The organism is uncultured Sphingomonas sp. (assembly GCF_913778135.1).
Classification (GTDB): Bacteria; Pseudomonadota; Alphaproteobacteria; order Sphingomonadales; family Sphingomonadaceae; genus Sphingomonas.
In genome coordinates this window covers 1-25244 of sequence record NZ_CAJYVU010000167.1, presented here as the reverse complement: position 1 = coordinate 25244, position 25244 = coordinate 1, and the positions used below count along the sequence as shown (strand labels likewise).

Annotated in this window: 26 protein-coding genes; 20 read left to right on the top strand and 6 right to left on the bottom strand. The window is 67.4% G+C overall.

Features of this window, described 5'->3' with window-relative positions; all coding sequences use genetic code 11:
• Positions 1-16 precede the first annotated feature (16 nt).
• The 4 genes from ispH to QZ847_RS14980 all read left to right on the top strand — a co-directional run bounded on the left by ispH (position 17) and on the right by QZ847_RS14980 (position 3455).
• Positions 17-991, top strand: a complete 975-nt coding sequence (gene ispH / locus QZ847_RS14995; protein ID WP_294357940.1) for a 4-hydroxy-3-methylbut-2-enyl diphosphate reductase — start codon at positions 17-19, stop codon at positions 989-991.
• A 118-nt stretch (positions 992-1109) separates the two neighbouring features.
• Complete coding sequence (gene thrB / locus QZ847_RS14990) at positions 1110-2081, top strand: homoserine kinase (RefSeq protein ID WP_294357937.1); 972 nt, start codon at positions 1110-1112, stop codon at positions 2079-2081.
• Positions 2078-2554 carry a ribonuclease HI gene (gene rnhA, locus QZ847_RS14985; RefSeq protein ID WP_294357934.1) on the top strand — a complete coding sequence of 159 codons (477 nt, stop codon included), beginning with the start codon at positions 2078-2080 and terminating at the stop codon, positions 2552-2554. Before thrB ends, rnhA begins: the two co-directional genes overlap by 4 nt.
• A 13-nt stretch (positions 2555-2567) precedes the next feature.
• Positions 2568-3455 carry a DMT family transporter gene (locus QZ847_RS14980; protein WP_294357932.1) on the top strand — a complete coding sequence of 296 codons (888 nt, stop codon included), beginning with the start codon at positions 2568-2570 and terminating at the stop codon, positions 3453-3455.
• Here QZ847_RS14980 and QZ847_RS14975 read toward each other — a convergent pair.
• Positions 3452-4534, bottom strand: coding sequence for an FAD-dependent oxidoreductase (locus tag QZ847_RS14975; RefSeq protein ID WP_294357929.1), 1083 nt, complete (start codon positions 4532-4534; stop codon positions 3452-3454). The two genes, QZ847_RS14980 and QZ847_RS14975, sit on opposite strands and share 4 nt — an antisense overlap.
• Positions 4531-5469 carry an alpha/beta hydrolase gene (locus tag QZ847_RS14970; RefSeq protein WP_294357924.1) on the bottom strand — a complete coding sequence of 313 codons (939 nt, stop codon included), beginning with the start codon at positions 5467-5469 and terminating at the stop codon, positions 4531-4533. Before QZ847_RS14970 ends, QZ847_RS14975 begins: the two co-directional genes overlap by 4 nt.
• 51 nt (positions 5470-5520) lie before the next feature.
• Between QZ847_RS14970 and QZ847_RS14965 the strand changes: the two genes are divergently transcribed.
• From QZ847_RS14965 to QZ847_RS14930, 8 genes are all read left to right on the top strand, one after another.
• On the top strand, positions 5521-5994 hold the full coding sequence (locus tag QZ847_RS14965) for a prepilin peptidase (RefSeq protein WP_294357921.1): 474 nt from the start codon (positions 5521-5523) through the stop codon (positions 5992-5994).
• A gap of 63 nt (positions 5995-6057) precedes the next feature.
• Positions 6058-7101 (top strand): Flp pilus assembly protein CpaB, encoded by a 1044-nt coding sequence (cpaB, locus tag QZ847_RS14960; RefSeq protein WP_294357919.1) that lies wholly within the window; start codon positions 6058-6060, stop codon positions 7099-7101.
• 2 nt (positions 7102-7103) lie between these two features.
• Positions 7104-8777, top strand: coding sequence for a type II and III secretion system protein family protein (locus QZ847_RS14955; RefSeq protein WP_294357916.1), 1674 nt, complete (start codon positions 7104-7106; stop codon positions 8775-8777).
• A 32-nt stretch (positions 8778-8809) separates the two neighbouring features.
• Positions 8810-9445 carry a CpaD family pilus assembly protein gene (locus tag QZ847_RS14950; protein ID WP_294357914.1) on the top strand — a complete coding sequence of 212 codons (636 nt, stop codon included), beginning with the start codon at positions 8810-8812 and terminating at the stop codon, positions 9443-9445.
• Positions 9442-10743 carry a pilus assembly protein CpaE gene (locus QZ847_RS14945; protein ID WP_294357911.1) on the top strand — a complete coding sequence of 434 codons (1302 nt, stop codon included), beginning with the start codon at positions 9442-9444 and terminating at the stop codon, positions 10741-10743. The genes QZ847_RS14950 and QZ847_RS14945 overlap by 4 nt, the downstream gene beginning before the upstream one ends.
• A gap of 36 nt (positions 10744-10779) precedes the next feature.
• The gene (locus QZ847_RS14940) at positions 10780-11748 is read left to right on the top strand and encodes a type II secretion system F family protein (protein WP_294357909.1); all 969 of its coding nucleotides are present in this window, start codon (positions 10780-10782) and stop codon (positions 11746-11748) included.
• Positions 11748-12755 carry a type II secretion system F family protein gene (locus tag QZ847_RS14935; RefSeq protein ID WP_294357906.1) on the top strand — a complete coding sequence of 336 codons (1008 nt, stop codon included), beginning with the start codon at positions 11748-11750 and terminating at the stop codon, positions 12753-12755. Before QZ847_RS14940 ends, QZ847_RS14935 begins: the two co-directional genes overlap by 1 nt.
• A 55-nt stretch (positions 12756-12810) precedes the next feature.
• Positions 12811-13137 carry a hypothetical protein gene (locus QZ847_RS14930; RefSeq protein ID WP_294357904.1) on the top strand — a complete coding sequence of 109 codons (327 nt, stop codon included), beginning with the start codon at positions 12811-12813 and terminating at the stop codon, positions 13135-13137.
• Between the two features lie 52 nt (positions 13138-13189).
• Here the strand turns inward: QZ847_RS14930 and ppdK are convergent, their stop codons facing one another.
• From ppdK to QZ847_RS14915, 3 genes are all read right to left on the bottom strand, one after another.
• Positions 13190-15874, bottom strand: a complete 2685-nt coding sequence (gene ppdK, locus QZ847_RS14925; protein WP_294357902.1) for a pyruvate, phosphate dikinase — start codon at positions 15872-15874, stop codon at positions 13190-13192.
• A gap of 234 nt (positions 15875-16108) precedes the next feature.
• Positions 16109-18394: a glycine--tRNA ligase subunit beta gene (glyS, locus tag QZ847_RS14920; protein ID WP_294357899.1), complete on the bottom strand. Its 2286-nt coding sequence runs from the start codon at positions 18392-18394 to the stop codon at positions 16109-16111.
• Positions 18382-19248 (bottom strand): glycine--tRNA ligase subunit alpha, encoded by an 867-nt coding sequence (locus QZ847_RS14915; RefSeq protein ID WP_366930205.1) that lies wholly within the window; start codon positions 19246-19248, stop codon positions 18382-18384. Before QZ847_RS14915 ends, glyS begins: the two co-directional genes overlap by 13 nt.
• 255 nt (positions 19249-19503) lie before the next feature.
• On the opposite strand from QZ847_RS14915, the gene QZ847_RS14910 reads away from it, so the two are divergent.
• The 7 genes from QZ847_RS14910 to pth all read left to right on the top strand — a co-directional run bounded on the left by QZ847_RS14910 (position 19504) and on the right by pth (position 23201).
• Positions 19504-19701 carry a helix-turn-helix transcriptional regulator gene (locus QZ847_RS14910; RefSeq protein ID WP_026325773.1) on the top strand — a complete coding sequence of 66 codons (198 nt, stop codon included), beginning with the start codon at positions 19504-19506 and terminating at the stop codon, positions 19699-19701.
• The gene (locus tag QZ847_RS14905; RefSeq protein WP_294357893.1) at positions 19685-19915 is read left to right on the top strand and encodes a hypothetical protein; all 231 of its coding nucleotides are present in this window, start codon (positions 19685-19687) and stop codon (positions 19913-19915) included. The genes QZ847_RS14910 and QZ847_RS14905 overlap by 17 nt, the downstream gene beginning before the upstream one ends.
• 14 nt (positions 19916-19929) lie before the next feature.
• Positions 19930-20361 (top strand): hypothetical protein, encoded by a 432-nt coding sequence (locus QZ847_RS14900; RefSeq protein ID WP_294191238.1) that lies wholly within the window; start codon positions 19930-19932, stop codon positions 20359-20361.
• Positions 20362-20366: 5 nt separating this feature from the next.
• A complete protein-coding gene (locus tag QZ847_RS14895; RefSeq protein ID WP_294357889.1) occupies positions 20367-20807 on the top strand; it encodes a hypothetical protein in 441 nt (146 codons plus the stop codon).
• A 45-nt stretch (positions 20808-20852) separates the two neighbouring features.
• The gene (locus QZ847_RS14890; protein WP_294357886.1) at positions 20853-21746 is read left to right on the top strand and encodes a TraB/GumN family protein; all 894 of its coding nucleotides are present in this window, start codon (positions 20853-20855) and stop codon (positions 21744-21746) included.
• Positions 21747-21849: 103 nt separating this feature from the next.
• Entirely contained in the window at positions 21850-22521 is a 672-nt protein-coding gene (locus QZ847_RS14885; protein WP_294191241.1) for a 50S ribosomal protein L25/general stress protein Ctc, read from the top strand.
• Positions 22522-22631: 110 nt separating this feature from the next.
• A complete protein-coding gene (gene pth / locus QZ847_RS14880) occupies positions 22632-23201 on the top strand; it encodes an aminoacyl-tRNA hydrolase (RefSeq protein WP_294191242.1) in 570 nt (189 codons plus the stop codon).
• A 7-nt stretch (positions 23202-23208) separates the two neighbouring features.
• Here pth and QZ847_RS14875 read toward each other — a convergent pair whose 3' ends face one another.
• Positions 23209-24405 carry a diguanylate cyclase gene (locus QZ847_RS14875; protein ID WP_294357883.1) on the bottom strand — a complete coding sequence of 399 codons (1197 nt, stop codon included), beginning with the start codon at positions 24403-24405 and terminating at the stop codon, positions 23209-23211.
• 157 nt (positions 24406-24562) lie between these two features.
• Here QZ847_RS14875 and QZ847_RS14870 point away from each other — a divergent pair.
• The coding region (locus tag QZ847_RS14870; RefSeq protein ID WP_294357882.1) for a glutaminase at positions 24563-25244 on the top strand (682 nt) is incomplete at its 3' end.

Here is a 25244-nt window from a genome sequence, read left to right as displayed (position 1 = left end):
GCGTACATGCGCGGGCATGTCCGACATTGCCGACCCTGCCGCCTCCAAGCGCCGCCCGCTGGAGCTGATGATCGCCGCGCCGCGCGGCTTCTGCGCCGGGGTCGACCGCGCGATCCGCATCGTCGAGCTGGCGCTCGAGAAGCACGGTGCGCCCGTCTACGTCCGGCATGAAATCGTCCACAACAAGTTTGTGGTCGACGCGCTGAAGGCAAAGGGCGCGATCTTTGTCGAGGAACTGGACGAGGTGCCCGACGACGCCAACGTCGTCTTTTCCGCGCACGGCGTGCCCAAATCGGTACCCGCCGAGGCGCAGGACCGGGGTCTGAGCTACCTCGACGCGACCTGTCCGCTCGTCTCCAAGGTCCACCGCCAGGCCGAGCGGCTGGTCGCGGCCGGCCGCCACATTGTGTTCGTCGGCCACGCCGGCCACCCGGAAGTGATCGGCACCTTCGGACAGGTGCCCGCGGGCGCGATGACGTTGGTAGAGACGGTCGAGGATGTCGCCGCGCTCGACCTGCCCGACCCGGCGAATGTCGCGTTTCTGACGCAAACGACGCTGTCGGTCGACGACACTGCCGCGATCGTGGCGGCGCTTCACGCGCGCTATCCCAGCATCGACGCGCCGCGCGGCGAGGACATCTGCTACGCGACTTCGAACCGGCAGGCGGCGGTCAAGGCGATCGCGGATTCGTGCGATGCGGTGCTGGTGATCGGCGCGCCCAATTCGTCCAACTCGGTACGGCTGGTCGAGGTGGCCGAGCGGCAGGGCGTTCGCGCCGCGCTGATCCAGCGCGCGGCCGAACTCGACTGGGCGTTCCTCGACGGCGTGGGCACGCTTGGCATCACCGCGGGTGCGTCGGCACCCGAACTGCTGGTGCGCGAACTCGTTGACCGGCTCGCCACCCGCTTCGACGTGATCGAGCGCGAGGTCGAGACGACGCGCGAGTCGATCGCGTTCAAGCTACCGCGCGGGCTCGACGCCGCCGCCTGAGTGCGCTGTCCTACACGCGAACCGTGCCCACACGGCTTCGTGATCGCGGGCGCGCGGGCGGGCGCGCGCACCTGCGTCGGGCCGTGACTTTTGTGACCTTTCGCGCGGGAGATTGAGCATGGCCGTCTACACGCACGTCTCCGCCGAGGCATTGTCTCGCTTCCTGTCGCGCTACGACGTCGGCGACCTCGTCTCCGCCAAGGGGATTGCCGAAGGAGTGGAGAATTCCAACTACCTTGTCGACACGACGCGCGACCGTTTCATCCTCACGCTCTACGAAAAGCGCGTCGCCGCCGACGACCTGCCCTTCTTCATGGCGCTGCTCGATCATCTCGCCGCCAAGAGCTTGCCGGTGCCGCCCGCCATCACCGATCGTGCGGGGACGGCGATCCAGCAGTTGGAAGGCCGCCCCGCCTGCCTGATCCGCTTCCTGCCCGGCGTGTCGCTGTCGCACCCGACCCCCGCGCAGGCGCTCGCCGCGGGCGACGCGCTCGGGCAGATGCACCGCGCGGTCGCCGATTTTACGCTGACGCGCCCGAATACGATGGGAATCGATACGTGGCGTCCGCTGTTCGACCGCTGCGGCCGCAGCCTCGACCAGATCGCGCCCGGTTTGCATGACACGCTCGACCGCGCGCTCGATCATGTGCAGTCGCACTGGCCCGCGCGGACGTTGGACACCTGCGCGATCCACGCCGACCTGTTCCCCGATAACGTGCTGATGCGTGGCGACCAGGTATCGGGGCTGATCGACTTCTACTTCGCGTGCACCGACATTCGCGTGCTCGATCTGGCGATCACGCACAGCGCGTGGAGCTTCGACGCCACCGGCATGCACCACGATGCCGCGATCGGGGATACCCTATTCGCCGGGTACGAGCGCCACTTTCCCCTGTCCGCCGCGGAGCGCGACGCCTTTCCGACGCTAGCCGCGGGTGCGTGCCTGCGCTTCGCGCTCAGCCGCGCATGGGACTGGCTCAACACCCCCGCGGATGCACTGGTGACGCGCAAGGACCCGCTCGCCTATCTGCGCCGCCTCGCGCATTACGCGCCCGACCTCCTGCCGGACACGATAAAGCACCAAGCATGACCACTGACGCGACAGAACTTCAGCTCGTCGAGATCGCCACCGATGGCGCGTGCAAGGGCAACCCCGGACCCGGCGGCTGGGGCGCGCTGCTACGCATGGGCGAGACCGAAAAGGAACTGTCGGGGGGCGAGAACCCGACGACCAACAACCGCATGGAACTGACCGCAGCAATCGAGGGGCTGAAGGCGCTCAAGCGTCCGTGCCGCGTTCAGCTGTCGACCGACAGCCGCTACGTCATGGACGGGCTGACCAAGTGGATCCACGGCTGGCAGAAGAACGGCTGGCGCACCGCCGACAAGAAGCCGGTCAAGAACGCCGAATTGTGGCAGGCGCTGCTTGCCGCCGCCAAGCCGCATCGCATTGAGTGGAAGTGGGTCAAGGGCCACGCCGGCCACCCCGACAACGAACGCGTCGACAAGCTCGCCAGCGACGCCGCGATCGCCGCGGGTAAGCGGCCCCGCGCGGCCGCCTGACCGGTCACTCCCGGTGCGCGCGCGCGACTTCCTGATCCTGCTGCTGGTCTGCCTCGCCTGGGGCTACAGCAACGTGCTCAGCAAGATCGTGGTCGGCACGTGGCACGTACCGCCGCTGTTCTTCGCCGCGGTGCGCTTCGCGGTCGTCGTGCTCGCGACCCTGCCGTGGCTGCTGCCGATGCCGCGCCCCAGGCTGCGCGTCGCCATCATCGGCCTGCTGATGGGCGCGGGCAATTTCGCACTGCTGTTCATCGGATTGCAGACCGCCTCGCCCTCGTCAGCCGCGATCGTGATCCAGATCGGCGTGCCGTTCACGACGTTGCTGTCGATCGTCATCCTGAGCGAGCGCATCCACCTGCGCCGCGGGATCGGCATCGCGCTGACGCTCGCGGGCGTGGTGCTGGTCGTGTGGAATCCCGAAGGGGTCGCGCTGTCGACGGGGCTGTGGTTCATCGTCGGGGCAGCGTTCGCAGGGTCGCTGGGTGCGGTGATGATGAAACAGGTCGAGGATGTCGCGCCCTTGCGCTTTCAGGCATGGGTCGGCCTCGTCTCGTGCCTGCCGCTGGCGCTCGGATCGGCGCTGTTCGAGCATCGGCAATGGGCGAGCGCGGCGGCGGTCGGCTGGCCGTTCGTCGCCGCGGTGTTGTTCGCGGCACTCGTCGTCTCGGTCGCGGCGCACACCAGTTATTACGCGCTGATCCGTCGCTACGAGGCGAACCTGCTCGCGCCGCTGACGCTGATGACCCCGCTCGCCACGATCGCGTTCGGCGTCGCGCTGACCGGCGATCACCTCGATCGCCGCATGGTCACGGGCGCCGCGCTCGCGCTTCTCGGCGTGCTGGTGGTTGCGATGCGTGCGCGACCGAAGACGGCGTTACTCGCCGAACGCGAGCAGGCTTAGGGCCGCGCGAAGCGCGTCGCGGCGTAGCGGTCGGCGTCGACGCCCGCGGGCATCTCACCATCGACCAGCAGCGCCGCGGCGAGCTGCGCCGCCGCCGGCGCGGTTTGGATACCGAAGCCGCCCTGACCTGCGAACCAGAAGAATCCGGGTACATGCGCGTCGAAGCCGTAGACCGGTGTGCGGTCGGGCGCGAACGTCCGCAACCCCGCCCAGGTCCGCTCCACCTTGGCGACCTGCCAGTCGACCACCTTCTCGAACCGGTCGATCGCGACGGCTACGTCCATTTCCTCCGGTTGCACGTCATGCGCGTCGACCGGCGTCTCGTCATGCGGGCTGAGCCACAATCGCCCGCCCGCCTCGGGCTTAAAGTAGAAGCGGCCCGAAATATCGGCGACATGCGGCAGCGCGGATGGCGGTGCAGGGTCGGTCAGCAACTGCACCATCGTGCGGCGATAGGCCTGTACGCCGATCGGCTGCACCCCCGCGGCGCATGCCACCGCGTCTGCCCAGGCACCGCCCGCGTCGACCAATACCTCGGCGGTGAAAACCCGCCCATCGCCAGTCGTGATCTGCCAACGGCCACCGGATCGCTCGGCCGACGCCAGCCGAGCGTTCGTCTCGATCACCGCGCCGCCGCTACGCGCCGTGCGCAGCCGATCGGCGTGATAGGCCGCTACGTCGATATAAGCGCATGACGGCTCCATCACGCCGAGCCGCCACCCGGACCTGAGCCCCGGCACGAGGCCGGCGGGATCGACCGGCTCCAGCACGACCGACGTGTTCGCGAATTCGGCCACGAACGCGTCGATGGCGGCCGCGTCGGCGTCGCGTCCGATGTGAAGCGATCCGAGCGGCTCCAGAAACCCGCCATCGCGCAGCGCCGGACCCGACGCGGTGGTCAGCGGCTGGATCGCTGGACCGCCGTAGGTCTCCGACCAGAACGCCGCCGATCGCCCGGTCGCGTGATAACCCGGCTGATCCTCCGCCTCGAGCAGCAGCACGCGCGCGCGCCCACCGATCGCGGCGGCGAGGCTCGCGCCCGCGATGCCGGCGCCGACGATCGCGATGTCGTAGTTCACGTTTGTGTCCGCTCGGCCAGGAACGCATCGATCGCTGCCAGCGCGCGGTCGCGTACCGGATCGGCCTCCCGCAGCAGTTCGTGTGCCGCCTCCGCGCCGAAGCGGATCACCGTCGCGTCGTGCAGACGCGCACCGATCGCCGCCGCGGCGCGCGCGTCGACCAGCGCGTCGTGCTCGGCAAGCAGCATCAGCGTGGGCGTCGTCATGCGCACCAGCGCCGGATCGCGCCGCAGCGCCTGCGTGCCCGCGAACGCTTCCGCGAGCCATGCCCAGGACGGCGGGCCGAGCCGCAGCTCGGGCGACTGCGCGTACCACCAAGCCTCGTCCGAGTAGCGGTCGGCGTCCGCGGTCAGGATCGACTGCCGATCGACCCGTGCACCCGGCTTCTCATGCCCCTTCCACGCCGCGCGCGCCGGATTGCCGGCACGCCGCATCAGCGCGGCCAGCCACCCGCCGATCCTTGCGCCAACGGGTGAGCGCAGGCCCAGCATCGGCGCGACCAGCACCGCCGCGTCCGCCTCGATCACGCGGTCGACCAGTGCGCGGAGCACGAGAAATCCGCCCATCGAGTGGCCGACGACGACGTGCGGGCCGTTCCGCTCGGCGATCCAGCTACGCCAGAAGTCGGACAGGTCGGCGATCCACGGCGCGAAGTCGTCGGCGTGCCCGACATTTCGGTCGGCGCTAAGACGACCCGACCCACCCTGCCCGCGCCAGTCGAAAGCGCTGACCGACCAGCCCGCCTCGTGCCAATGCGCGAACGCCTCCAGATATTTCTCGAACACGTCGCCGCGCCCGGTCTGAAACAGGATCGAACCCCGCTTTCCCGCCGCCGACCAGTCGAAGCGGCGGATCGTCCAGCCGTCGGCGGCGTGCCAGGTGGACACGCACGCGTCCGCGGGGATGGCGCGGCGAAAGGCGGCATGGCGGCTCATCTGCCGGCGTGGTTACGGTTTCCTAAGGCATATCGTCTAGCCACCGATTGCATGGAATTGGGTATTCTTTCCTGGGCATTGCCCGCGTGTCTGGGCGTTCTGCTGGTCTCCGCCGGCGTAGAGGACGCGCGCACCCGCGAGATCGCCAATTGGAAGAATGCGGCGATCGCGCTGCTCGCACCCGTCTGGTGGTTCGCGATCGGGCTCGATCCGTGGCCGATGATAGCGATCCAGCTGGGCGTCGCGCTGTTCGTCTTCGCCCTGTTCTGCGGCGCGTTCGCGCTTGGGCAGATGGGCGGCGGCGACGTGAAGCTGATCGGCGCGCTCGCGCTGTGGCTGACGCCGATGAACGTCATGAACATGCTGATTGTGATGTCGATCGCGGGCGGCGCGCTGACGATCGTGTTCCTGCTCGATCACAAACTGCTGCGCCGCGAGGGCGCGATCGAGATCCCGTACGGCGTCGCCATCGCACTCGCCGGGCTGCTCGCGCTGCGCGAACCGCTCGTTAACCAATTTACGTAATCATGCAGGCCGATCGAATCGGCCGTTCCGGCATCGTGCTAGGAACAGGGGGCAAGAAGCAAGATGGATAGTCGCAAGGTGGTTCTGCTGGTCGGCGCGCTGTTCGTGGCGGCGATCACCGCCTTTATGGCGCGCACGCTGATGGCGGGCAGTGCCGCACCCACCGCCGCCGCGGTCGCGATGCCCGCGCCCGTCGTCGTCGACGGACCCGAGGTGCTGGTTGCGACCCGTGCGTTGCCGGTCGGCACCATCCTGGATGCGACCGCACTGAAGTTCCAGCCGTGGCCGAAGGAACTGGTCGAGAACGCTTACTACAAGAAAGCGGATACCGACATGAGCAAGCTGCTCGGGACAGTGGTCCGCCTGCCGATCACGGCGGGGCAGCCGGTGACGCAGGGCGCGCTGGTAAAGCCCGGCGATCGCGGTTTCCTGGCCGCCGCACTCGGCGCAGGGATGCGCGCGGTGACGGTGCCGGTGTCGGCGCAGACCTCGGTCGCGGGCTTCGTCTTTCCGGGCGATCACATCGACCTGATCCTGACGCAGTCGGTCGAGGGCGGCGGCGATGGCCCCCCGCTGAAGACCAGCGAGACGGTGATTCGCAACCTGCGCGTCCTCGCCACCGATCAGAGCACGAGCAACGAGAAGGACGACAAGGGCAACACCGTCGTCAAGACCTTCTCCACGGTCACGGTCGAGGCGACGCCCAAGATCGCCGAGCAGATCGAGCTGGCGCAGACGCTGGGCAATCTGTCGCTGTCGCTGCGCTCGATCGCCGACAATGCGGGGCAGCTGGAGGAGGCGATCGCCTCGGGTCAGATCAGCGTCGGCGACGGCAAGAACGAGAAGGCGGTGCTCGCCCAGGCGGCCAGCATGCCGCAGTCGGGCGCGGGCAGCTTCATGACCGGCGCCGACATCTCGCGGTTCCAGCGCCGCACCGTTCCCGGCAAGCCGATGACGGGCATGGGTGCCGCACCCGCGCCGTCGATGGCGGCACCAGCTTACCAGGGCGGCGCACCCGTGGCGGGATCGCCGGCAGCGCCGAGCGGACCGGTCGTTCGGATCGCCCGCGGCAACACCGTGACCGAAGCTCCGGTCGGAGGAAAGTGATCATGCGTTTCTCGTCTAAGCCGCTCGGCTGGCCGCTGGCGCTCGCCCTGGCGAGTGCGGCCGTGGCCGCGACGCCGGCCACCGCGCCCGCGCAGTCCGGTGTCGCAGCCGTCAACGGCGGCACCATCCAGCTGTCGACCGGTCGCGGCCGCCTGATCACGCTGTCGCGTCCGATGAGCGACCTGTTCGTCGCCTCGTCCGACATCGCCGACGTTCAGGTCCGCTCACCCACCCAGCTCTACGTCTTTGGCAAGAAGCCGGGCGAGACGACGGTGTCGGCAACCGCGAAGGGTGGAGCGGTGGTCTATGCCGCGACCATCCGCGTCGGCAACAACTTCGACTCGATCCAGTCGATGCTCAACCTCGCCATGCCCGAGTCGCAGATCACCGCGACGCCAATGAACGGCCTCGTGCTGCTGACCGGCACAGTGCGCGGACCGGAGGATGGCGCGGAGGCCGAGAAGCTGGTCGCCGCCTTCGTGGGTGAGAACACCAAGGTGCTCAGCCGCCTGCGCACCGCGACACCGCTGCAGGTCAATTTGCAGGTCAAGTTCGCCGAGGTGAACCGCACCTTCCTGAAGAACATCGGCAGCAACATTTCCACGATCGACAGCACGGGCGGCTTCCGCTTCGGCATCGGTTCGGGGCGCGGCGCGGCGACGACGATCAACACGCGGCCCGGCCTGCCGCTGGGCGTGAACGCCGGCAATGTCAGCGGTTTCGCGATCGATCCGACCTCGATCACCTACCTGCCCAACGGATCGATCGACCCGACCTCGATCAAGGTCGTGTCGACGCTTGGAACGAACATCGGCACCGCCAACAACATCCGCTCGACGATCGGTGCGCTGACCAAGGTCTTCGGGCTCAACCTGCTCTCCGCGATCGATCTGGGCGAACAGAACGGACAGGTGACGACGCTCGCCAATCCGAACCTGACCGCGTTGTCGGGCGAGACCGGCACCTTCCTGGCGGGCGGCGAAATCCCGATCCCGATCTCGCAAGGGCTGGGCGCCGTCTCGGTCGAGTACAAGGAATTCGGCGTCAGCCTGGCCTACACGCCGACCGTGCTGTCCGATGGTCGCATCTCGCTGCGCGTCCGCCCGGAGGTCTCGAACCTCGACTACGCCAACGCGGTCGCGGTCGGCAACTCGCGCGTCCCTGCGCTCACCACCCGCCGAGCGGAAACGACGGTGGAACTGGGGTCGGGGCAGAGCTTCATGATCGCCGGGCTGATGTCCAACACGCATGCCAACACGTTCGACAAGACGCCGGGGGTCGGCGACGTACCCGTTCTGGGCGCGCTGTTCCGCTCCAACGCGTTCCAGCGCAACGAGACCGAACTCGTCATCATCATCACGCCGTATTTGGTGAAACCGGTGAACGGCACCGACATCGCGCTGCCGACCGATGGCTACAAGGCACCGACCGATCTGCAGCGCGTGCTGCTCGGCCAGCTGACCGACGGGCAGAGCGGCGCGGAGCGACCCCGGCCGACGATGCAGGTCGGCCCCGCTCCTTCCCCCGCGATCGGCGCTGCTGCGACACCGCGCATTGGCCAGTCGCTGCCGCAACCGGCGGCTGCTGCCCCGGTTCGCGAGGCGGCCGACCGCAAGAATGGCCGACTGCCCGCGAAGATGGGGCCTGCCCCGACGCCCGGCTTCTCCATCAACTGACGCGCGCGACCGAACGCACAGGGATCATCCTCATGACCAAGCGCCTTTTTCTTCTCGCCGCCGTCGCGGCAGCGCCGCTCGCCGGTTGCGGTACGGCCAATCGCGGGCTCGAGTCGGTTCACCAGCCGGTCGTCAGCCGCGCCGACTATGCGCTCGACGTACAAAGCGGCCCCGACGGCATCGGCCCGGACGAGGCGCGACGCGTCACCGGCTGGATGGACACGCTGCGGATCGGCTACGGCGACACGATCGCGCTCGACGATCCGTACGGCGCCACCCGCGCGACGCGAAGCGACGTGGCGCAGATCGCGGCGCGCTATGGCTTGCTCCTGTCAGACGAGGCGCCGGTGACGGGCTCGCCCGTGACGCCGGGCACGGTCCGCATCGTCGTCAGCCGTTCGCGCGCATCGGTGCCCGGCTGCGCCGACTGGTCGCGCATGAACGATCCCAACTTCAACGCGCATACCGGCTCGAACTACGGCTGTGCGACCAACACCAATCTGGCGGCGATGGTGGCGAACCCTGCCGACCTCGTCCGTGGCGCACCGGGCAACGGCGCCTATGACGCGGCGACGGGCACGCGCGCGATCAACACGCTGCGCGACGCCAAGCCGACCGGAGAGGGCGGCACTTGGGTCCGCGCAGAGACCATCGGAGGAAAGAAGTGAACGCGCCCTGGAAAGTCGGCGGCGTCGCCAACCGCCTCCCGTTCCTCGCCTTCGCCAGCGACGAAGCTTCCGCTGACGCGATCCGGCCGATCGCGTCGGAGATGGGCTGGTCGTCGGACAACGTCCACCAAGGCGGCCTGCGCAACGCGGTGCAGACCTTGTCGGTGTCGACCAGCCCGCACGTCCTGTTCGTCGACCTGACCGGGTCGGGCGACCCGTTGAGCGACATCAACGGGCTGGCAGAAGTGTGCGAGCCCGGCACCGTCGTGATCGCGGCCGGACAGGTGAATGACGTTCGCCTGTACCGCGATCTCCTCGCCTCGGGCATCCAGGATTATCTGCTCAAACCCTTCTCCGCCGACATGCTGCGCGATTCGTTCGCGCAGGCGCAGGCGATCATCAACGCGCCGAAGATTACCGACGCGACCAACGTGCGACCGCATTGCGCGATCGCGGTGATCGGCACGCGCGGTGGTGCAGGCGCGTCGACGATCGCAACCTCGCTCGCGTGGCTGCTGAGCGACAAGGAACGCCGCTCGACCGCGCTGCTCGATTTGGACGTCCATTTCGGCACCGGCGCGCTGGCGCTCGATCTGGAGCCAGGACGCGGCCTGACCGACGCGATCGAGAACCCGAGCCGGATCGACGGATTGTTCATCGAGCGCGCGATGGTGAAGGCGTCAGAGAATCTGTCGGTACTCTCTGCCGAGGCACCGATCAGCCAGCCGGTGATGACCGACGGCGCCGCTTTCTACCAATTGCAGGAGGAAATGCGCGGCGCGTTCGAGTGCACGGTCACCGACCTGCCGCGCATGATGCTGGTCCAGCACCCGCACCTCGTCAACGACGTGAACAGCGCGGTGATCGTGACCGAACTGACGCTCGCGTCGGCGCGCGACACGATCCGGCTGCTGTCGTGGCTGCGCAGCAACGCGCCGCAGGTGCAGGTGACGGTGGTGGCGAACCGCGTCCATCCAGGCACCGCGCTGGAGATCACGCGCAAGGACTTCGAAGGATCGATCGAGCGCAAGATCGACCTGATCGTGCCGTTCGATCAGAAACTCGCCGCCCAGGCCGCCAAACTAGGGAAACCGCTCGCCGAGGCGGGCAAGACTTCGAAGACGGTCCAGCCATTGATCGAACTCGCCGCGCTGCTCGCCATCACCGACGAAGAAGGCAATCCAGCCAGTCCGGCGGCGAAGGGCGGGTCGCTGCTGGGCAAGTTCACCAATCTGAAGGGCCTCGTCGCCAAAAAGGATGCGGGCAAGAAGCCGTCCGCCAAGTCGGCCGCGAACTGAGGCGGTCAAGGCGCGCGTGCGGAGAAGGGGCGAACCATGCTGCCATTGATGTTCATCGCGATCGGCGGGCTCGTCACGCTGGGCATGATCCTGTTCGCCTTTGCCGGACCATCGGCACAGAAAGCGACCAACCGGCGTCTGGCCGCAGTACGTGAACGCCACTCCACCTCAGCCGAAGGGGCGATGGAAGCGCAGATGCGGCGCATCACCGGCCGCAACCAGACCAAGGCCGACAAGGCCGCGATGCGCCTGCTGCCCAATACCGCGGAGTTGCAGAAACGGTTGAACATGACCGGCAAGACGTGGACGGTCGGGCAGTACGGCATGGTGACGCTGGCGCTCGCGATCGTGGTCACTCTGATCCTCGCGCTGCGCGGCCTTCCGCTTCTGCTCGCGCTGTTCGTCGGCCTCGCGATCGGTGCGGGTCTGCCGCACATGCTGGTCAGCCGCGCGATCAAGAAACGCGTCGCCAAGTTCACGGCAAAGTTCCCTGACGCGATCGAATTGCTCGTGCGCGGGCTGCGCTCGGGCCTGCCGATCAGCGAAACGATGTCGGTCGTCGGCAGCGAGGTCGAGGGGCCGGTCGGCGAGGAATTCCGCTCGGTCAGCGACAAGATGAAGATCGGCCGGTCGATGGAGGTCGCGCTGCAAGAAACGGCTGATCGCCTGGGCACGCCTGAGTTCCAGTTTTTCGTCATCACGATCGCGATACAGCGAGAGACCGGCGGCAACCTGGCCGAAACACTGCAGAACCTCGCGAGCGTGCTGCGGTCGCGTATGCAGATGAAGCTGAAGATCAGGGCGATGTCGTCCGAATCGAAGGCCTCCGCCTATATTATCGGCGCGTTGCCGTTCATCGTCTTCATCCTGCTCTGGACAATCAACGGGGCATATATGACGAAATTCTTCGTCGACCCGCGCCTGATCGTCATCGGCATCGGTGGCCTGCTGTGGATGAGCATGGGTGCCTTTATCATGGCCAAGATGGTGAGCTTCGAAATCTGATGGCACCTGCATCCGGCCCCACCCTCCTCGGTGTCGACGTCCTGTGGGTCGCGACGATCCTGTCGGGCGTCGCGGCGTCCGCCGTCGCTTTCGCGATCTACGCCGCGCTCAGCGTACGCGACCCGATGGCGAAGCGCGTCAAGGCGCTCAACGAACGGCGCGAACAGCTGAAGGCGGGCATCACCGCCAGCACGTCGAAGCGGCGCGCGAAGCTGGTGCAGAAGAGCGAGACGGCGGACAAGCTCCGCGACCTGCTCTCCAGCTTCAAGATGCTGCAGGACAGCCAGGTACGCGCCGCGCAGCAGAAACTGCTTCAGGCCGGCATCCGCAACAAGGACCTCGCCTTTGTCGTGATCTTCGGTCGCGTCGCGCTGCCGATCATCCTCGGCGGGCTGGTGGCATTGTGGGTCTACGGTCTCGACATGTTCCCGACCTGGGGTCCGCTCAAGCGGTACGCGCTGGTCGCGGGTACGCTGATCCTCAGCTACAAGGCGCCCGACATCTATTTGAAGAACCTGATTACCAAACGCTCGGATGCGATTCGCAAGGGCCTGCCGGACGCGCTCGACTTGCTTGTCATCTGTGCAGAGGCAGGCCTGACCGTCGACGCGGCATTTCACCGCGTCGCCAAGGAACTCGGCAAGGCCTATCCCGAGCTAGGCGAGGAATATGCACTGACCGCGATCGAGCTCGGCTTCCTGACCGACCGGCGTCAGGCGTTCGAGAACCTGTCCAAGCGCGTCGCGCTCGACGCGGTCAAGGGCGTGGTGACAACCATGATCCAGACGGAGAAGTACGGCACCCCGCTCGCCAGCGCGCTGCGCGTGCTGTCCGCCGAATTTCGCAACGAGCGCATGATGCGCGCGGAGGAGAAAGCCGCAAGGCTGCCCGCGATCATGACGGTCCCGCTGATCCTCTTCATTCTGCCCGTCTTGTTCGTCGTCATTCTCGGTCCGGCGGCGTGCTCGATCAGCGACTCGTTCGTCCACGGTCCCACAACGAACTGATCGACGGAACAGCACTCCCCAGCTCTCGTTATGCTTGCGTAACAGGAGACACGAGATGCTGTTCACCACCACCACGCAATATATCGCGCTGGTCGTTGCACTGATCGCGGGATGGCTGTTCGGGTTGGCGAGCCATCCCGGCGGCAAGAAGTGGAAGCAGCGCTACGCCGACGAGCGCAACAGCCACGCAGAAACGCGCAAGGCGCAGGAAGCGCGCATCAACGAGCTGGAGCGCGAGAACAGCCGGCTGGCGAACGCCGCGCCGGTGACCGCGGCGACGGTCGCACCGCACGCCGCTTCACGTGCCGAGCCAGCGTATCGCGACGAGACGGTGGTTCGCGATGGCAGCGTAATACGGGACGAGGATCGTCGTCCGCTCTGATCGCTGAACGAAGCGAGACCGCCGGAGCGCCATGCCCCGGCGGTCTTTTGTATCAGCGCGCCTTCAACGCCGCCTGCGCCGCCGCCAGCCGCGCGATCGGCACGCGGTACGGCGACGCCGACACATAATCGAGCCCGACTTCCTCGCAAAAGGCGATCGATGCCGGATCGCCGCCATGCTCGCCGCAGATGCCGAGCTTGATGTCGCCACGCGTTGCGCGACCGCGCTCCGCCGCCAGCCGCACGAGTTCGCCAACCCCTTCTACGTCGAGGCTGACGAACGGGTCCTTGGCGTAGATGCCCTTCTCGACATAGGCGCCCAGGAAACGTGCGGCGTCATCGCGGCTGACGCCCAGCGTCGTCTGCGTTAGGTCATTAGTGCCGAACGAGAAGAACTCGCCCGTTTCCGCGATCTCGCCTGCCTTGAGCGCCGCGCGTGGCAGCTCGATCATCGTGCCGACGAGATAGTCGATCTCGCGTCCGCGCTCGGCAAACACCGCCTTGGCTGCCTGGTCGACCACCGACTTCATCAGATCGAGCTCGCGCTTGGTGGCGACGAGCGGGATCATGACTTCCGGGATCGGCGCCTCGCCCGACTTCTCGGCCACATCAATCGCCGCTTCGAAGATCGCGCGCGCCTGCATCTCGTAAATTTCAGGGTAGGTCACGCCCAAGCGACAGCCACGATGACCCAGCATCGGGTTGAACTCGTGCAGCTCGGCGGCGCGGCGCTTGAGCTGGTCGACCGCGATACCGGCCGCGGACGCGACCTCGGCGAATTCGGCTTCCTCGTGCGGCAGGAATTCATGCAGCGGCGGGTCGAGCAGCCGAACGGTCACCGGCAGCCCGGCCATCACCTCGAAGATCGCGGCGAAGTCGCTGCGCTGCTCGGGCAGCAGCCGATCGAGCGCGGCGCGGCGTCCTGCCTCGTCCTCGGCGAGGATCATCTGTCGCACCGCCGTGATGCGCGTGGCCTCGAAGAACATATGCTCGGTGCGGCAAAGCCCGACGCCTTCCGCACCGAAGTCGCGCGCGACCTGGCAGTCGGCGGGAGTCTCGGCGTTAGCGCGCACCTTCAAACGGCGGACCTCGTCGGCCCATTCCATCAGCGTGCCGAAATCGCCCGCCAGCTCGGGCTGGATCGTCGCGACCGCGCCCGCCATCACCTCACCGGTCGAGCCGTCGATCGTGACGGTGTCGCCTTCCTTCACCTCGCGTCCGGCTACCCGCATCACCTTGGCCTTGGCGTCGATCGAGATCGAGCCCGCGCCCGAGACGCAGGGACGCCCCATGCCGCGCGCGACGACGGCGGCGTGGCTGGTCATCCCGCCGCGCGCGGTCAGGATGCCCTTCGCGGCGTGCATGCCGTGGATGTCTTCGGGGCTGGTCTCGGTGCGGATCAGGATCACCGACTTACCCTCACCCGCGTGGCGCTCGGCGGTGTCGGCGTCGAACACGGCCTCGCCGGACGCAGCGCCGGGAGAAGCTGGCAGTCCCTTGGTCAGCACGTCGCGCGTGGCCTGCGGATCGAGCGTCGGGTGGAGCAACTGGTCGAGCGCCTGCGGATCGACGCGCGCGACGGCTTCCTCGCGCGTGATCAGCCCCTCGTTCGCCATGTCGACCGCGATCTTGAGCGCCGCTTTCGCGGTACGCTTGCCCGAGCGGGTCTGGAGCATCCAGAGCTTGCCCTGCTGCACCGTGAACTCGATGTCCTGCATGTCGCGATAGTGCGTCTCTAACCGGTCGAACACGCCCGCGAGCTCGGTGTAGACCTCCGGCAAGGCCTCTTCCATCGACGCGGGCTTGGCGCCGGCTTCCTCGCGCGCCGCCTTGGTCAGGTATTGGGGCGTGCGAATGCCGGCGACGACGTCCTCCCCCTGCGCGTTGATCAGGAATTCGCCGTAATAGGCGCGGTCGCCCTTCGACGGATCGCGGGTGAAGGCGACGCCGGTGGCGGACGTGTCGCCCATGTTGCCGAACACCATCGCCTGCACGTTGACCGCGGTGCCCCAGTCGGCAGGAATGTCGTTGAGGCGGCGGTAGACCTTGGCGCGGTCCGACTGCCACGAGCCGAACACCGCACCGACAGCACCCCAGAGCTGGTCGTGCTCGTCCTGCGGGAACGGCTTGCCCCATTGCTGCTCGACGAGGCCCTTATACTCGTCGACCAGCGCGCGGAGATCGTCGGCGCTGAGTTCGGTGTCGAGCGTGTAGCCGCGGTCCTCCTTGGCGATCTCCAGCGCTTCCTCGAACGCGCCGTGGTCGAGTTCGAGCACCACGTCAGCGTACATCTGGATGAAGCGGCGGTAGCTGTCCCAAGCGAAACGCGCGTCGTCGCTGGCGGAGGCGAGCCCCTCGACGGTCCGGTCGTTGAGGCCGAGATTGAGGACCGTGTCCATCATGCCGGGCATCGAGACGCGCGCGCCCGAGCGGACCGAGACGAGCAGCGGGTCGGCGGCGTCGCCGAACTTCTTGCCCGTTACCTGCTCGATATGAGCGATGCCGGCGGCGACCTCGTCACGCAGCGACTGCGGGAAGCGTTCGCCTTCCTCGTAGTAGCGCGTGCACATTTCGGTCGAGATGGTGAAGCCGGGGGGTACGGGCAGGCCGATCGAGGCCATTTCGGCGAGATTGGCGCCCTTGCCGCCGAGCAGGTTCTTCTGGTCGACCTTTCCTTCCGCCGTGCCGCCGCCGAAGCGGTAGACATATTGCACCTGCTCGCCCGCTGCACTTGCCACCCTGATCGTCTCCTGCTGTCGCTTTGTTGTTGCAACGCGGCATAGGCCCGGATGGGTGCGATGGCCAGTGGGGGGCGGGTGTCCGGGGCGGGAGATCCCTGCGCAAGATTGTTGCGAAGTTGAGAAAGTTGACATTCACGCGTGGGGGCGTGCGCGCGCGGCTCGGGTAGCCGCTGCCCCTTACCCGCCCACCCGGCTGTGCCGGGCGCCCCCCCTCTCCCCGGCGGGGAGGGGTTATCCCTCGATCTTCGAGAAGTCGGCGACGGTGTGGACCGAGGCGCGGACGCGGGCGAGGAGGGCGAGGCGCGCGGCGCGCTTCGCCGCGTCGGGGTCGTTGACGGTGACGGTGTCAAAGAACGCGTCGATCGGTGCGCGCAGCGTGGCGAGCGCCGCCATCGCTGCCTCGAAATCCTCCGCTTCCACGGCGCGCGCAGCGGCGGGCTCGGCGGCGTCGAGCGCGGCGATCAGCGCGGCCTCGTCCTTCTCGGGCGTGTAGGACAGCGGTTCATGAGCAACCGGTGCGGACGCGTCGACGCCTTCCTTCTTCAGGATGTTGGCCGCGCGCTTGTAGCCGGCGAGCAGATTGGCGCCGTCGTCGGTCCCGACGAACGATTGCAGCGCGCGGACGCGGGCGAGCAGGCGGACGAGATCGTCCTCGCTGCCCAATGCGAACACCGCGTCGATCAGATCGTGGCGGACGCCAGCCTCGCGCTGCTGGACCTTGAGGCGGTCGGCGAAGAAGTCGAGCACCGCGCCACGGTCGAGTCGAGGCCCGTCCAACACCGCGACATATTCGTCGATCACCGCAGAGATACCGCCTGAAAACTGCACGTCATGCTTGGGCGACGCGTAGCTCATGTCGGTGTTGCGTACGAACGGCGTGCCCGCATCACGAGCCTCCCAGAAGCGCGCCTCCCACTGGCGAAACGCATCGGGATATTTGGCGATCGCCTGCCCTGCCAGCGTGCGTGCGACCGCGGCGCCCTGCTGCTCCAGCGCGCGCGCGAGCGGCAGCCGGACCTTGCCTGCGATCAGCGTCGCGCTGACGCCCAGCGCCGCACGACGCAACGCGAACGGATCCTTCGATCCGGTCGGCTTTTCGTTGATCGCGAAGAAGCTGGCGATCGTATCCAGCTTGTCCGCCAAACTCACCGCGACGGTGACCGGAGCGGTCGGCACGTCGTCGCCCTGCCCGACCGGCTTGTAATGGTCGCGGATTGCTTCGGCGACCTGGGGGTCCTCGCCCTGCGCGGCGGCGTAATAGCCGCCCATCAGGCCCTGCAGCTCGGGAAACTCGCCGACCATGCCGGTAACGAGGTCGGCCTTGGCGAGCCGTGCCGCGCGTTCGGCGATCGCGGGGTCACACGCGGGCACGATGCCTTCCTCTGCCAGCCAGCGCGCGAGCTTGGCGACGCGGTCTACCTTGTCCGCGACGGTGCCTAGTTTCTCGTGGAAGACAATCTTCTCGAGCTTCTTCGCTTGGTCCTCCAGCGGCACCTTCAAGTCGGTGTCGTAGAAGAAGCGCGCGTCGGCGAGGCGCGCGGCGAGGACCTTGCGGTTGCCTTCGACGATCTTCGCGCCGCCGTCGGTCGCGTCGATGTTGGCGGTGCAGACGAAGGCGTTCGCCAGTTTCCCGTCGCCCGAGCGGCAGACGAAATACTTCTGGTTCACGCGCGCGGTGAGCTGGATCACCTCGGGCGGCACGTCGAGGAAGGCGGCGTCGAAGCGGCCGAGCAGCGGCACGGGCCACTCGGTCAGCCCCGCGTTCTCGGCCACCAACCCCTCGTCAGGGACGAGTTCTAGGCCCGCCTCGGCAGCGAGCGCGCCGGCGCGGTCGCGGATGATGGCGGCGCGCTCGTCCTGGTCGACGATGACGTGGCACAGCCGCAGCTTGTCGGCATAGTCGGCGGCCGAGCCGATCGTGATGGGGCCCGGATGATGGAAGCGGTGGCCGTAGGTGACCGCGCCGCTCTCGATCCCCGCGATCGTAACCGGCACGATCTCCTCACCCAGCAGCGCGACGATGCCGTGCAGCGGGCGGACCCAGCGCAGGGACTCGGTCGAGGCGGAGGCGTCGCCCCAGCGCATCGATTTGGGCCAGGGGAAAGCGCGGATGATCGCCGGGATCGCTTCGGCGAGCACGTCGGCGGTGGCGCGACCGAGCTTCTCGGTCACCGCGAAGAACACGCCGTCGCGCTCGGTCAGCTGCTCGCGGGCGAGGCCGGTCTTGCGCAGGAAGCCGTCGAGCGCCTGCGGCGGCGCGCTGGTCTTGGGCCCCTTCACTTCCTCGCTGACGGCTTGCGTCGCCAACGGCAGGTCGCGCGCGATGAGGGCCAAGCGACGCGGGGTGGCGTAGGTGACGATCCCGGACGCGGCGAGCCCCGCGCGGGCGAGTTCGGCCGCGAACAGACGCGTCAGGTCGTCGCGCGCCTTCGCCTGCATCCGCGCGGGGATTTCCTCCGAGCGGAGTTCGAGCAGGAAGTCTGTCGCGTTCTGGTCGGCGGGGTTCACAGGCTCCACTCCGGATAACGTGCCTGCCAGGCGGGCGTCATCTTCTCGATCTGCGCGGCGCACGCGCCCTTCGCGAGGTCGCGGACGCGGCCCATGTACGCCTGACGCTCGGCGACCGAGATGACGCCGCGCGCCTGCAACAGGTTGAAGACGTGGCTCGCCTTGATCGCCTGTTCATAGGCCGCGATCGGCAGCTTGGCATTGAGCGAGTTCTCGCACTCGGCGGTGTGCTTGCGGAAGGCGTCGAATAGCGCGTCGGTGTCGGCGACCTCGAAGTTCCACGTCGACATCTGGCGCTCGTTCTCGAGGAACACCTCGCCGTAACTGACCCCGGCGTCGTTGAACGCGAGATCGTACACGTTGTCGACATCCTGGATGTACATGGCGAGGCGTTCGAGCCCGTAGGTCAGCTCACCCGCCACCGGCTTGCAGTCGAACCCGCCCATTTGCTGGAAATAGGTGAACTGCGTCACCTCCATGCCGTCGCACCACACTTCCCAGCCGAGCCCCCAGGCACCGAGCGTCGGCGATTCCCAATCGTCCTCGACGAAGCGGATGTCATGGGTGGTCACATCGACGCCGATCGCGAGCAGGCTGCCGAGGTAGAGTTCCTGCAGGTCGGGCGGGCTGGGCTTCAGGATCACCTGATACTGATAATAATGCTGCAGCCGGTTGGGGTTCTCACCGTAGCGGCCGTCGGTCGGGCGGCGGCACGGCTGGACGAAGGCGGCGTTCCACGGCTCGGGCCCGAGCGCGCGCAAGGTCGTCGCGGGGTGAAACGTGCCCGCGCCCATCTCCATGTCATAGGGTTGCAGGATGAGGCAGCCGCGATCCGACCAATATTGGTGGAGCCGCAGGATCATCGACTGGAACGAGAGCGGGCGCGCGCCGCCGGTGCAGGTGGTGTGGGCGTCGGTCATGACGCGCGGAGCCTTGGCCCAGCGATCCCGCAGAATCAACAAGGGGCGGACGGCTCCACCATGCACCAGCGTCATCTCTGCACGACTTTTTGTCAGGGCTGCTTGACATAGCCACGGCTCGCTGACATTTAGTCATGGTCACCTGACATCAGGTCAGGGGATGCTGACAGGAGGCACCTGATGATGCATGAGTACATGATGAAAAATCGTCTCAAGGTGCTGCGTGCGGAGCGCGACTGGAGCCAGGCCGAGCTTGCCGGCCGGCTGGACGTGTCCAGACAGGCGGTGAACGCGATCGAGACGGGCAAATACGACCCCTCGCTCCCGCTCGCCTTCCGCATCGGGCGGCTGTTCGACCTCAGGATCGAGGAGATCTTCGATGACGGCGAAGCGTAGGCGTATGCCCATATGGGCCGCGCAACTGGTGCTGGGATGCGTGTGCGGACTGGCGCTCCTGGGCGTGTCGCCCGCGGCGCGGATGAAGCGGCTGGCGACGGCGTGGCACGCGCCCGCCTGGCTGTCGGTCGAATGGCCCGGTGCCGGGCGGATGGTGGCGGCGCTGCCCTCCCCGCACGTCTCGGTGCGCGTGATCGTCGAGGTGCAGCCGTGATGAATGGGGGAGCGATGATGCAAGAGCGTTGGGGTGAGGCGCGGGTGCGCGAGCGCGGACGGCGGCGGGTGCGCCGCGCGGTGATCTTGGTCGTGCTGGCTGTCGCGATCGTGGTGTTGCCGCCGTTCTTATCGGGGTTCATCGATGGATTTATGCGCAATCCGTCGCGCAACGGAGCACCCGCGGGCGAGGTAGTCGGCATTGCCGTCGCGTTGCTGGCGGTAATTGTCTGTGCCGGCGTGTGGGGATGGCGCGAGAGCGATGAGGTGCAGCGGCGGCAGACGGTCAACGCCTGGGCAGCGGTCGGGATCGTCGGCTTTGTCGGGCACGTCATTCTCCAGATGATTGAGCGCGCGCTGCATCTGGCGCCGATGACCGAGCAGTTATGGTGGGGATCGCTCGCAGCAGGGGTGGCGGTGATGATCTGGCAGCGGGTGAAGGGGTGAGCACAATGACGGATGTGAGGAACAAGGCGCCAACCAAGGGGCCGAGCGAGCGCGCCAACCGCCGGCTGCTGTTCTGGTCTGGTGCACTGGGCGGGGTGATCGGGCTGGTCACCGCACTCGCGGTGCTGCGCGACGACGTGCCCGGCGAGGCGCACCCGTCGCTGCTCAGCGCGCCGCTACCCGCGTGGGTCGCGCTGCTGGTGGTGGTCGCCTGGGGCGTCGTGCTGCCGGTCATTTCGTGGCGCTGGCACCGCGTCGTCGACGAGCATGAGCGCGAGGCGTACCGCGACGGCGCGCTGCTGGGCTTCTACGTGCTGACGATCGGCGCGCCGGTGTGGTGGTTCCTGTGGCGCGGCGGGATGGCGCCGCCGGTTGATCCTGTCGCGATGTTCATCGCGCCGCTAAGTGCCGCGGGTATTGTCTGGATCTGGCGCAAATACCGCTGACACGCCCCCTATCTTCGGCAAAGGCCCTGTTACATGAACGTGGTGATGAAGTCCGTGACCTCCGCCCTGGCGCTGCTGCTGGCGCTGCCCGCCTGTGCGAAACAGGCGCCCTCGCCCGCGGTCGCGACGAAGGACGCCGATCCCGCATTGTGGGTGGTGAAGGACGCCGACACGACGATCTACCTGTTCGGCACGATCCACGTGCTGAAACCGGGGCTCAGCTGGTTCGACGAGGCGGTGAAGACCGCGTTCGACAAGTCGAACACGCTGGTGCTGGAGATGGTCGAGCCCGACCAGGCGACCGAGCAGAAGATCGTGCTGGCCAAGGCGTTCGCGCCCGACCAGCCCGCGCTCAGCACGCAATTGTCGGAGAAGTATCGTCGGACGCTGGTGACGACGATGGCGGCGGGCAAGGTGCCGCCGGCGACCTATGAGAAGATGCGGCCGTGGTTCGCCGCGCTGACGCTGTCGCTGCTGCCGGTGCAGAAGTCGGGCTACGGCGCGGCGAACGGACCCGAAGGCATTTTGTCGGCGGCGGCGAAGGCGGCGAACAAGCCGGTGGTGGGGCTGGAAACGTTCGAGGGGCAGCTCAGCATTTTCGATTCGCTCACCAAGCCCGCGCAGGTCAAATTGCTCCAAAGCACGATCGACGAGCTGCCGACCGCCAATGCGACAATGGACAAGATGGTCGCCGACTGGTCGCGCGGCGACCCCGACGCGCTGGCGCTGGAGATGAACAAAGGGCTGAAGGACTCGCCCGAGGTGGCCAAAGCGCTGCTGTTCGACCGCAACAAGCAGTGGGCGGCGTGGATCGCGGAGCGGATGCGGACGCCGGGCACCGTCTTCATCGCGGTCGGCGCAGGTCATCTGGCGGGCGCGAACAGCGTGCAGGAGCAGTTAAAGGCGTACAAGCTCGACGCGGTGCGGGTGAAATACTGACGACCTTGCGTTTTCGCGCCTGCGCCGCTATGCGCGGCCGCTTCCGGTCATGGTCATCCCTGGAGGCGTGGCGGGAAACACACACGAATTTCGGAGCAGATATATGAGCGACACCATTACGCTCGCAGCCGAGACGCGTGACCGGGTTGGCAAGGGAGCCTCCCGTTCGCTGCGTCGCGAAGGCCGCGTCCCCGCCGTGATCTACGGCCAGAACCGCGAACCGACCGCGATCCATCTGGAAGAGAAGGCGCTCGTCAAGGCATTGATGACGGGTCACTTCTTCACCACCGTGGTGACGCTGAACGGTCAGCGGACGCTGCCCAAGGACGTGACGTTCCACCCGGTTACCGATCGTCCGGTGCACGTCGACTTCCTGCGCATCAGCGCGCACGAGACGGTGACCGTGCAGGTCCCGGTCCAGTTCGTCGATGAGGATCAGTCGGTATATCTGAAGAAGGGGGGCGTGCTGAACGTCGTTCGTCATGACGTTGCGGTCACCTGCGACGCGGCGAACATCCCGACCGAGATCACGATCAGCCTGGCGGGTCGCGAAGTGGGTGATTCGATCCACATCAGCGACGTGACGCTGCCGAACGGTGTCGAGCCGTCGATCGACGATCGCGATTTCACGATCGCGACGATCGTGCCGCCGACGGTGCCGACGGCCGAGGACGAGGCGCTCGACGCCGAGGTCGCCGAGACGCAGGCTGCCGAGCATGAAGCCGGTGCGGACGTCGAGAGCGATGCCGACGAAGGCGACCAGAAGGAGGGTTGACCCCTCCCCAACCGTGCGTGAGCGCGGGTGAGTGAAGGATCGGGGCAGGCGGGCGGTGACGCTCCCCTGCCCCGTTTCCGTTTGGACCCGCGACGTAAAGGAATGTGGGCGTGCAATTGTGGGTAGGGCTCGGCAATCCGGGCGCGCAATATGCGATGCACCGGCACAATGTCGGCTTCATGGCGCTGGACGCGATCGCCGAAGTCCACGGCTTCGCCGCGCCGGCGAAGAAGTTTCAGGGCTGGTTGCAGGAAGGCCGCGTCGGCGGCGAAAAGGTGCTGCTGCTCAAGCCTGCGACCTTCATGAACGACAGCGGGCGTAGCGTCGGCGAGGCGATGCGCTTCTACAAGCTTGGCGTGGACGCGCTGACGGTGTTTCACGACGAGCTCGATCTGGCACCGATGAAGGTCAAGGTCCGTGTCGGCGGCGGCTTGGCGGGGCATAACGGGCTGCGCTCGATCGACCAGCATCTGGGGCCGGAGTTCCGCCGCGTTCGGTTGGGGATCGGGCATCCGGGGCACAAGGACCGCGTCAGCGGCTACGTGCTGGGCAATTACGCCAAGGCGGAGATCGATGCGCTGTCCGACATGCTGGGCGCGGTCGCGGGTGAGGCCGACTGGCTGGCGAAGGGCGACGACGTCCGCTTTATGAACGACGTCGCGCTGCGGATGGCGGACTGACGCCTGTTCAGGCGACCAGTCGACGCGGTGTCGCCCGCGCGGGCGCGGCGATGCCGGCACCGTTGAACAAGGGTGAGGCGCTGACCAGCCGGTTACGTCCCAGCGACTTGGCGACGTAGAGCGCGCGGTCGGCGGCCGAGAGCAGGGTGTCGAGGTCGTCGCCGTCGACCCCGCTTTGCGCCAGGCCGATGCTGACGGTCGCCGACAGCAGCACGCCCGCGCCATGATCGGTTCGGGCAGCGAAACGCGCCGCGATCGCTTCCCCCAGCGCCCTGGCGGCGGCGACATTGGTGTTGGGCAGCAGCGCCGCGAACTCCTCCCCGCCCAGCCGCGCCAGCGTGGCGCGCGGATCAGCCAGCTCGCGCATCACGCCCGCGAAGGATTGCAGCACCGCGTCACCGGCGGCGTGACCGTGCGCGTCGTTGATCGTCTTGAAATGGTCGAGATCGAACGCCAGCAGCGTCGCGGGGCGATCGTGTCGCAACAGCCGTGCCGCAGCCTCGAACAATCCCTGACGGTTGGTCAGCCCGGTCAGGAAATCGGTCCGCGACGCGGCGAGCAGGTGGCGCTGCGCTTCCTCGCGCACCAGCCCGATCAGCGTCATCGGCATCGCGACCGAATAGAGCACGCCTTCGTACATCGTGACCTTGGACGCGAGCGCGACCATGCCGGCGCCATCGGCGCTCACCAATAGCGGCAGGACGAACACGCGCACCGCGTAGATCGCGGTGTGCATGGCCGGCAGCGCGATCGCGACCGGTCGCGTGCGCAACCGCCTGAGCGATCGATTGCGGACGAGCTCAAACACGGTCAGCGCGCTCGCCACCATGATCGGGAAGCCTGCGCCATATTGCCAGAAAGCGAGATGCGCGCTCGCCCCCTCGACGCTCCAGCCGAGCGCCAGGCCCGCGACGAGCAGCACGGAGGTGCGCCAGTAGCGTCGGCGGTCGAGCGCGGCGACACCGTTCAGCACCAGCAGGTAACCGGTCACGATGAGGAGGTTGCTCGCCGCCCAGCCGTAGATGCCGGGAACCTGCGTGCGCGCGACCGCGATGCCGCAGCCGATCGCCAGCGTCGTCCACCCGCTCGCCCAGATCAGCAGCGGGGTGCGGCGCCAGCGCCCGAAACTTTCCCAGATCGTCAGCGCCGCGCTGACCAGCAGCGTGCCGATGATCAGCGCGTAGAGGGTGGAAAGATCGATCATGGCCGGGCGACAGCGATACGCCCGTCCTCGCGAACAACATGTTAACGCCTGCTCACGCTTTTTTACAGCGACCACGCTTTACGGCCGCGGTGATGGCGGGACGATGGATACGCGAGGCCCCTGCCCCGTTCCGACGTGTCAGCGAGGGGAACATGACATGAGCGATCTGGCCGACATCGTCGCCGAGGTAGCCGACGAGATCACCGCCAATGCCGCCCGGATCGAGCGCGAGGCGGATGCGAAGGAGCCGGACGCCGCGCCGGGTCCGCTGGGGATCGCGGTGGTGCTGAAGGACGGACAGGTGCTGCGTGGCGGCGACACCGCAACGCGTTTTCCGATCCAGAGCATCTCAAAGGTGTTCGCGCTCGAACTAGCGCTCTGCGCGCTTGGCGACGCGGTGTTCGACCGGGTGGGACGCGAACCGTCGGGCGACCCGTTCAATTCGATCGTCGAGCTGGAGCGCAAGGCGGGAATCCCACGCAACCCGTTCGTCAACGCCGGCGCGCTGGTGACGGTCGACATGGTCGTCGAGCACTGCGATGCCGCGGGGCCGAACGGCGCGGTGGTGGACCTTATCGCGCATCAGCTCGGGCAGGATGACGTCCCGCTCGACGAAGAAGTACTGGAGAGCGAGACGAGCGGCGGCGACCTCAACCGCGCGATGCTCAGCTTCATGAAGCATCACGGCAATCTGCACGGCGACCCCGATCTGGTGCTGCGCCGCTATGTCGCGCAATGCGCGGTGTCGCTCGACTGCACTGACCTAGCGCGCGCCGGACTGTTCCTGACACGGACGCGACTGGGTGAGGATCAGGAGCGCGCGACGCGGATGCGCCATC

Excerpts from the sequence above, each read along its gene's own strand:
- QZ847_RS14970 (WP_294357924.1), bottom strand. The coding sequence starts at position 5,469 with ATGAGCCGCCATGCCGCCTTTCGCCGCGCCATCCCCGCGGACGCGTGC.
- cpaB (WP_294357919.1), top strand. The coding sequence starts at position 6,058 with ATGGATAGTCGCAAGGTGGTTCTGCTGGTCGGCGCGCTGTTCGTGGCG.
- QZ847_RS14965 (WP_294357921.1), top strand. The coding sequence starts at position 5,521 with ATGGAATTGGGTATTCTTTCCTGGGCATTGCCCGCGTGTCTGGGCGTT.
- QZ847_RS14890 (WP_294357886.1), top strand. The coding sequence starts at position 20,853 with ATGAAGTCCGTGACCTCCGCCCTGGCGCTGCTGCTGGCGCTGCCCGCC.
- rnhA (WP_294357934.1), top strand. The coding sequence starts at position 2,078 with ATGACCACTGACGCGACAGAACTTCAGCTCGTCGAGATCGCCACCGAT.
- QZ847_RS14935 (WP_294357906.1), top strand. The coding sequence starts at position 11,748 with ATGGCACCTGCATCCGGCCCCACCCTCCTCGGTGTCGACGTCCTGTGG.
- QZ847_RS14950 (WP_294357914.1), top strand. The coding sequence starts at position 8,810 with ATGACCAAGCGCCTTTTTCTTCTCGCCGCCGTCGCGGCAGCGCCGCTC.
- QZ847_RS14895 (WP_294357889.1), top strand. The coding sequence starts at position 20,367 with ATGACGGATGTGAGGAACAAGGCGCCAACCAAGGGGCCGAGCGAGCGC.
- QZ847_RS14940 (WP_294357909.1), top strand. The coding sequence starts at position 10,780 with ATGCTGCCATTGATGTTCATCGCGATCGGCGGGCTCGTCACGCTGGGC.
- QZ847_RS14910 (WP_026325773.1), top strand. The coding sequence starts at position 19,504 with ATGAAAAATCGTCTCAAGGTGCTGCGTGCGGAGCGCGACTGGAGCCAG.
- QZ847_RS14905 (WP_294357893.1), top strand. The coding sequence starts at position 19,685 with ATGACGGCGAAGCGTAGGCGTATGCCCATATGGGCCGCGCAACTGGTG.
- QZ847_RS14915 (WP_366930205.1), bottom strand. The coding sequence starts at position 19,248 with ATGATCCTGCGGCTCCACCAATATTGGTCGGATCGCGGCTGCCTCATC.
- QZ847_RS14955 (WP_294357916.1), top strand. The coding sequence starts at position 7,104 with ATGCGTTTCTCGTCTAAGCCGCTCGGCTGGCCGCTGGCGCTCGCCCTG.
- thrB (WP_294357937.1), top strand. The coding sequence starts at position 1,110 with ATGGCCGTCTACACGCACGTCTCCGCCGAGGCATTGTCTCGCTTCCTG.
- ispH (WP_294357940.1), top strand. The coding sequence starts at position 17 with ATGTCCGACATTGCCGACCCTGCCGCCTCCAAGCGCCGCCCGCTGGAG.
- QZ847_RS14900 (WP_294191238.1), top strand. The coding sequence starts at position 19,930 with ATGATGCAAGAGCGTTGGGGTGAGGCGCGGGTGCGCGAGCGCGGACGG.
- QZ847_RS14930 (WP_294357904.1), top strand. The coding sequence starts at position 12,811 with ATGCTGTTCACCACCACCACGCAATATATCGCGCTGGTCGTTGCACTG.
- QZ847_RS14885 (WP_294191241.1), top strand. The coding sequence starts at position 21,850 with ATGAGCGACACCATTACGCTCGCAGCCGAGACGCGTGACCGGGTTGGC.
- QZ847_RS14875 (WP_294357883.1), bottom strand. The coding sequence starts at position 24,405 with ATGATCGATCTTTCCACCCTCTACGCGCTGATCATCGGCACGCTGCTG.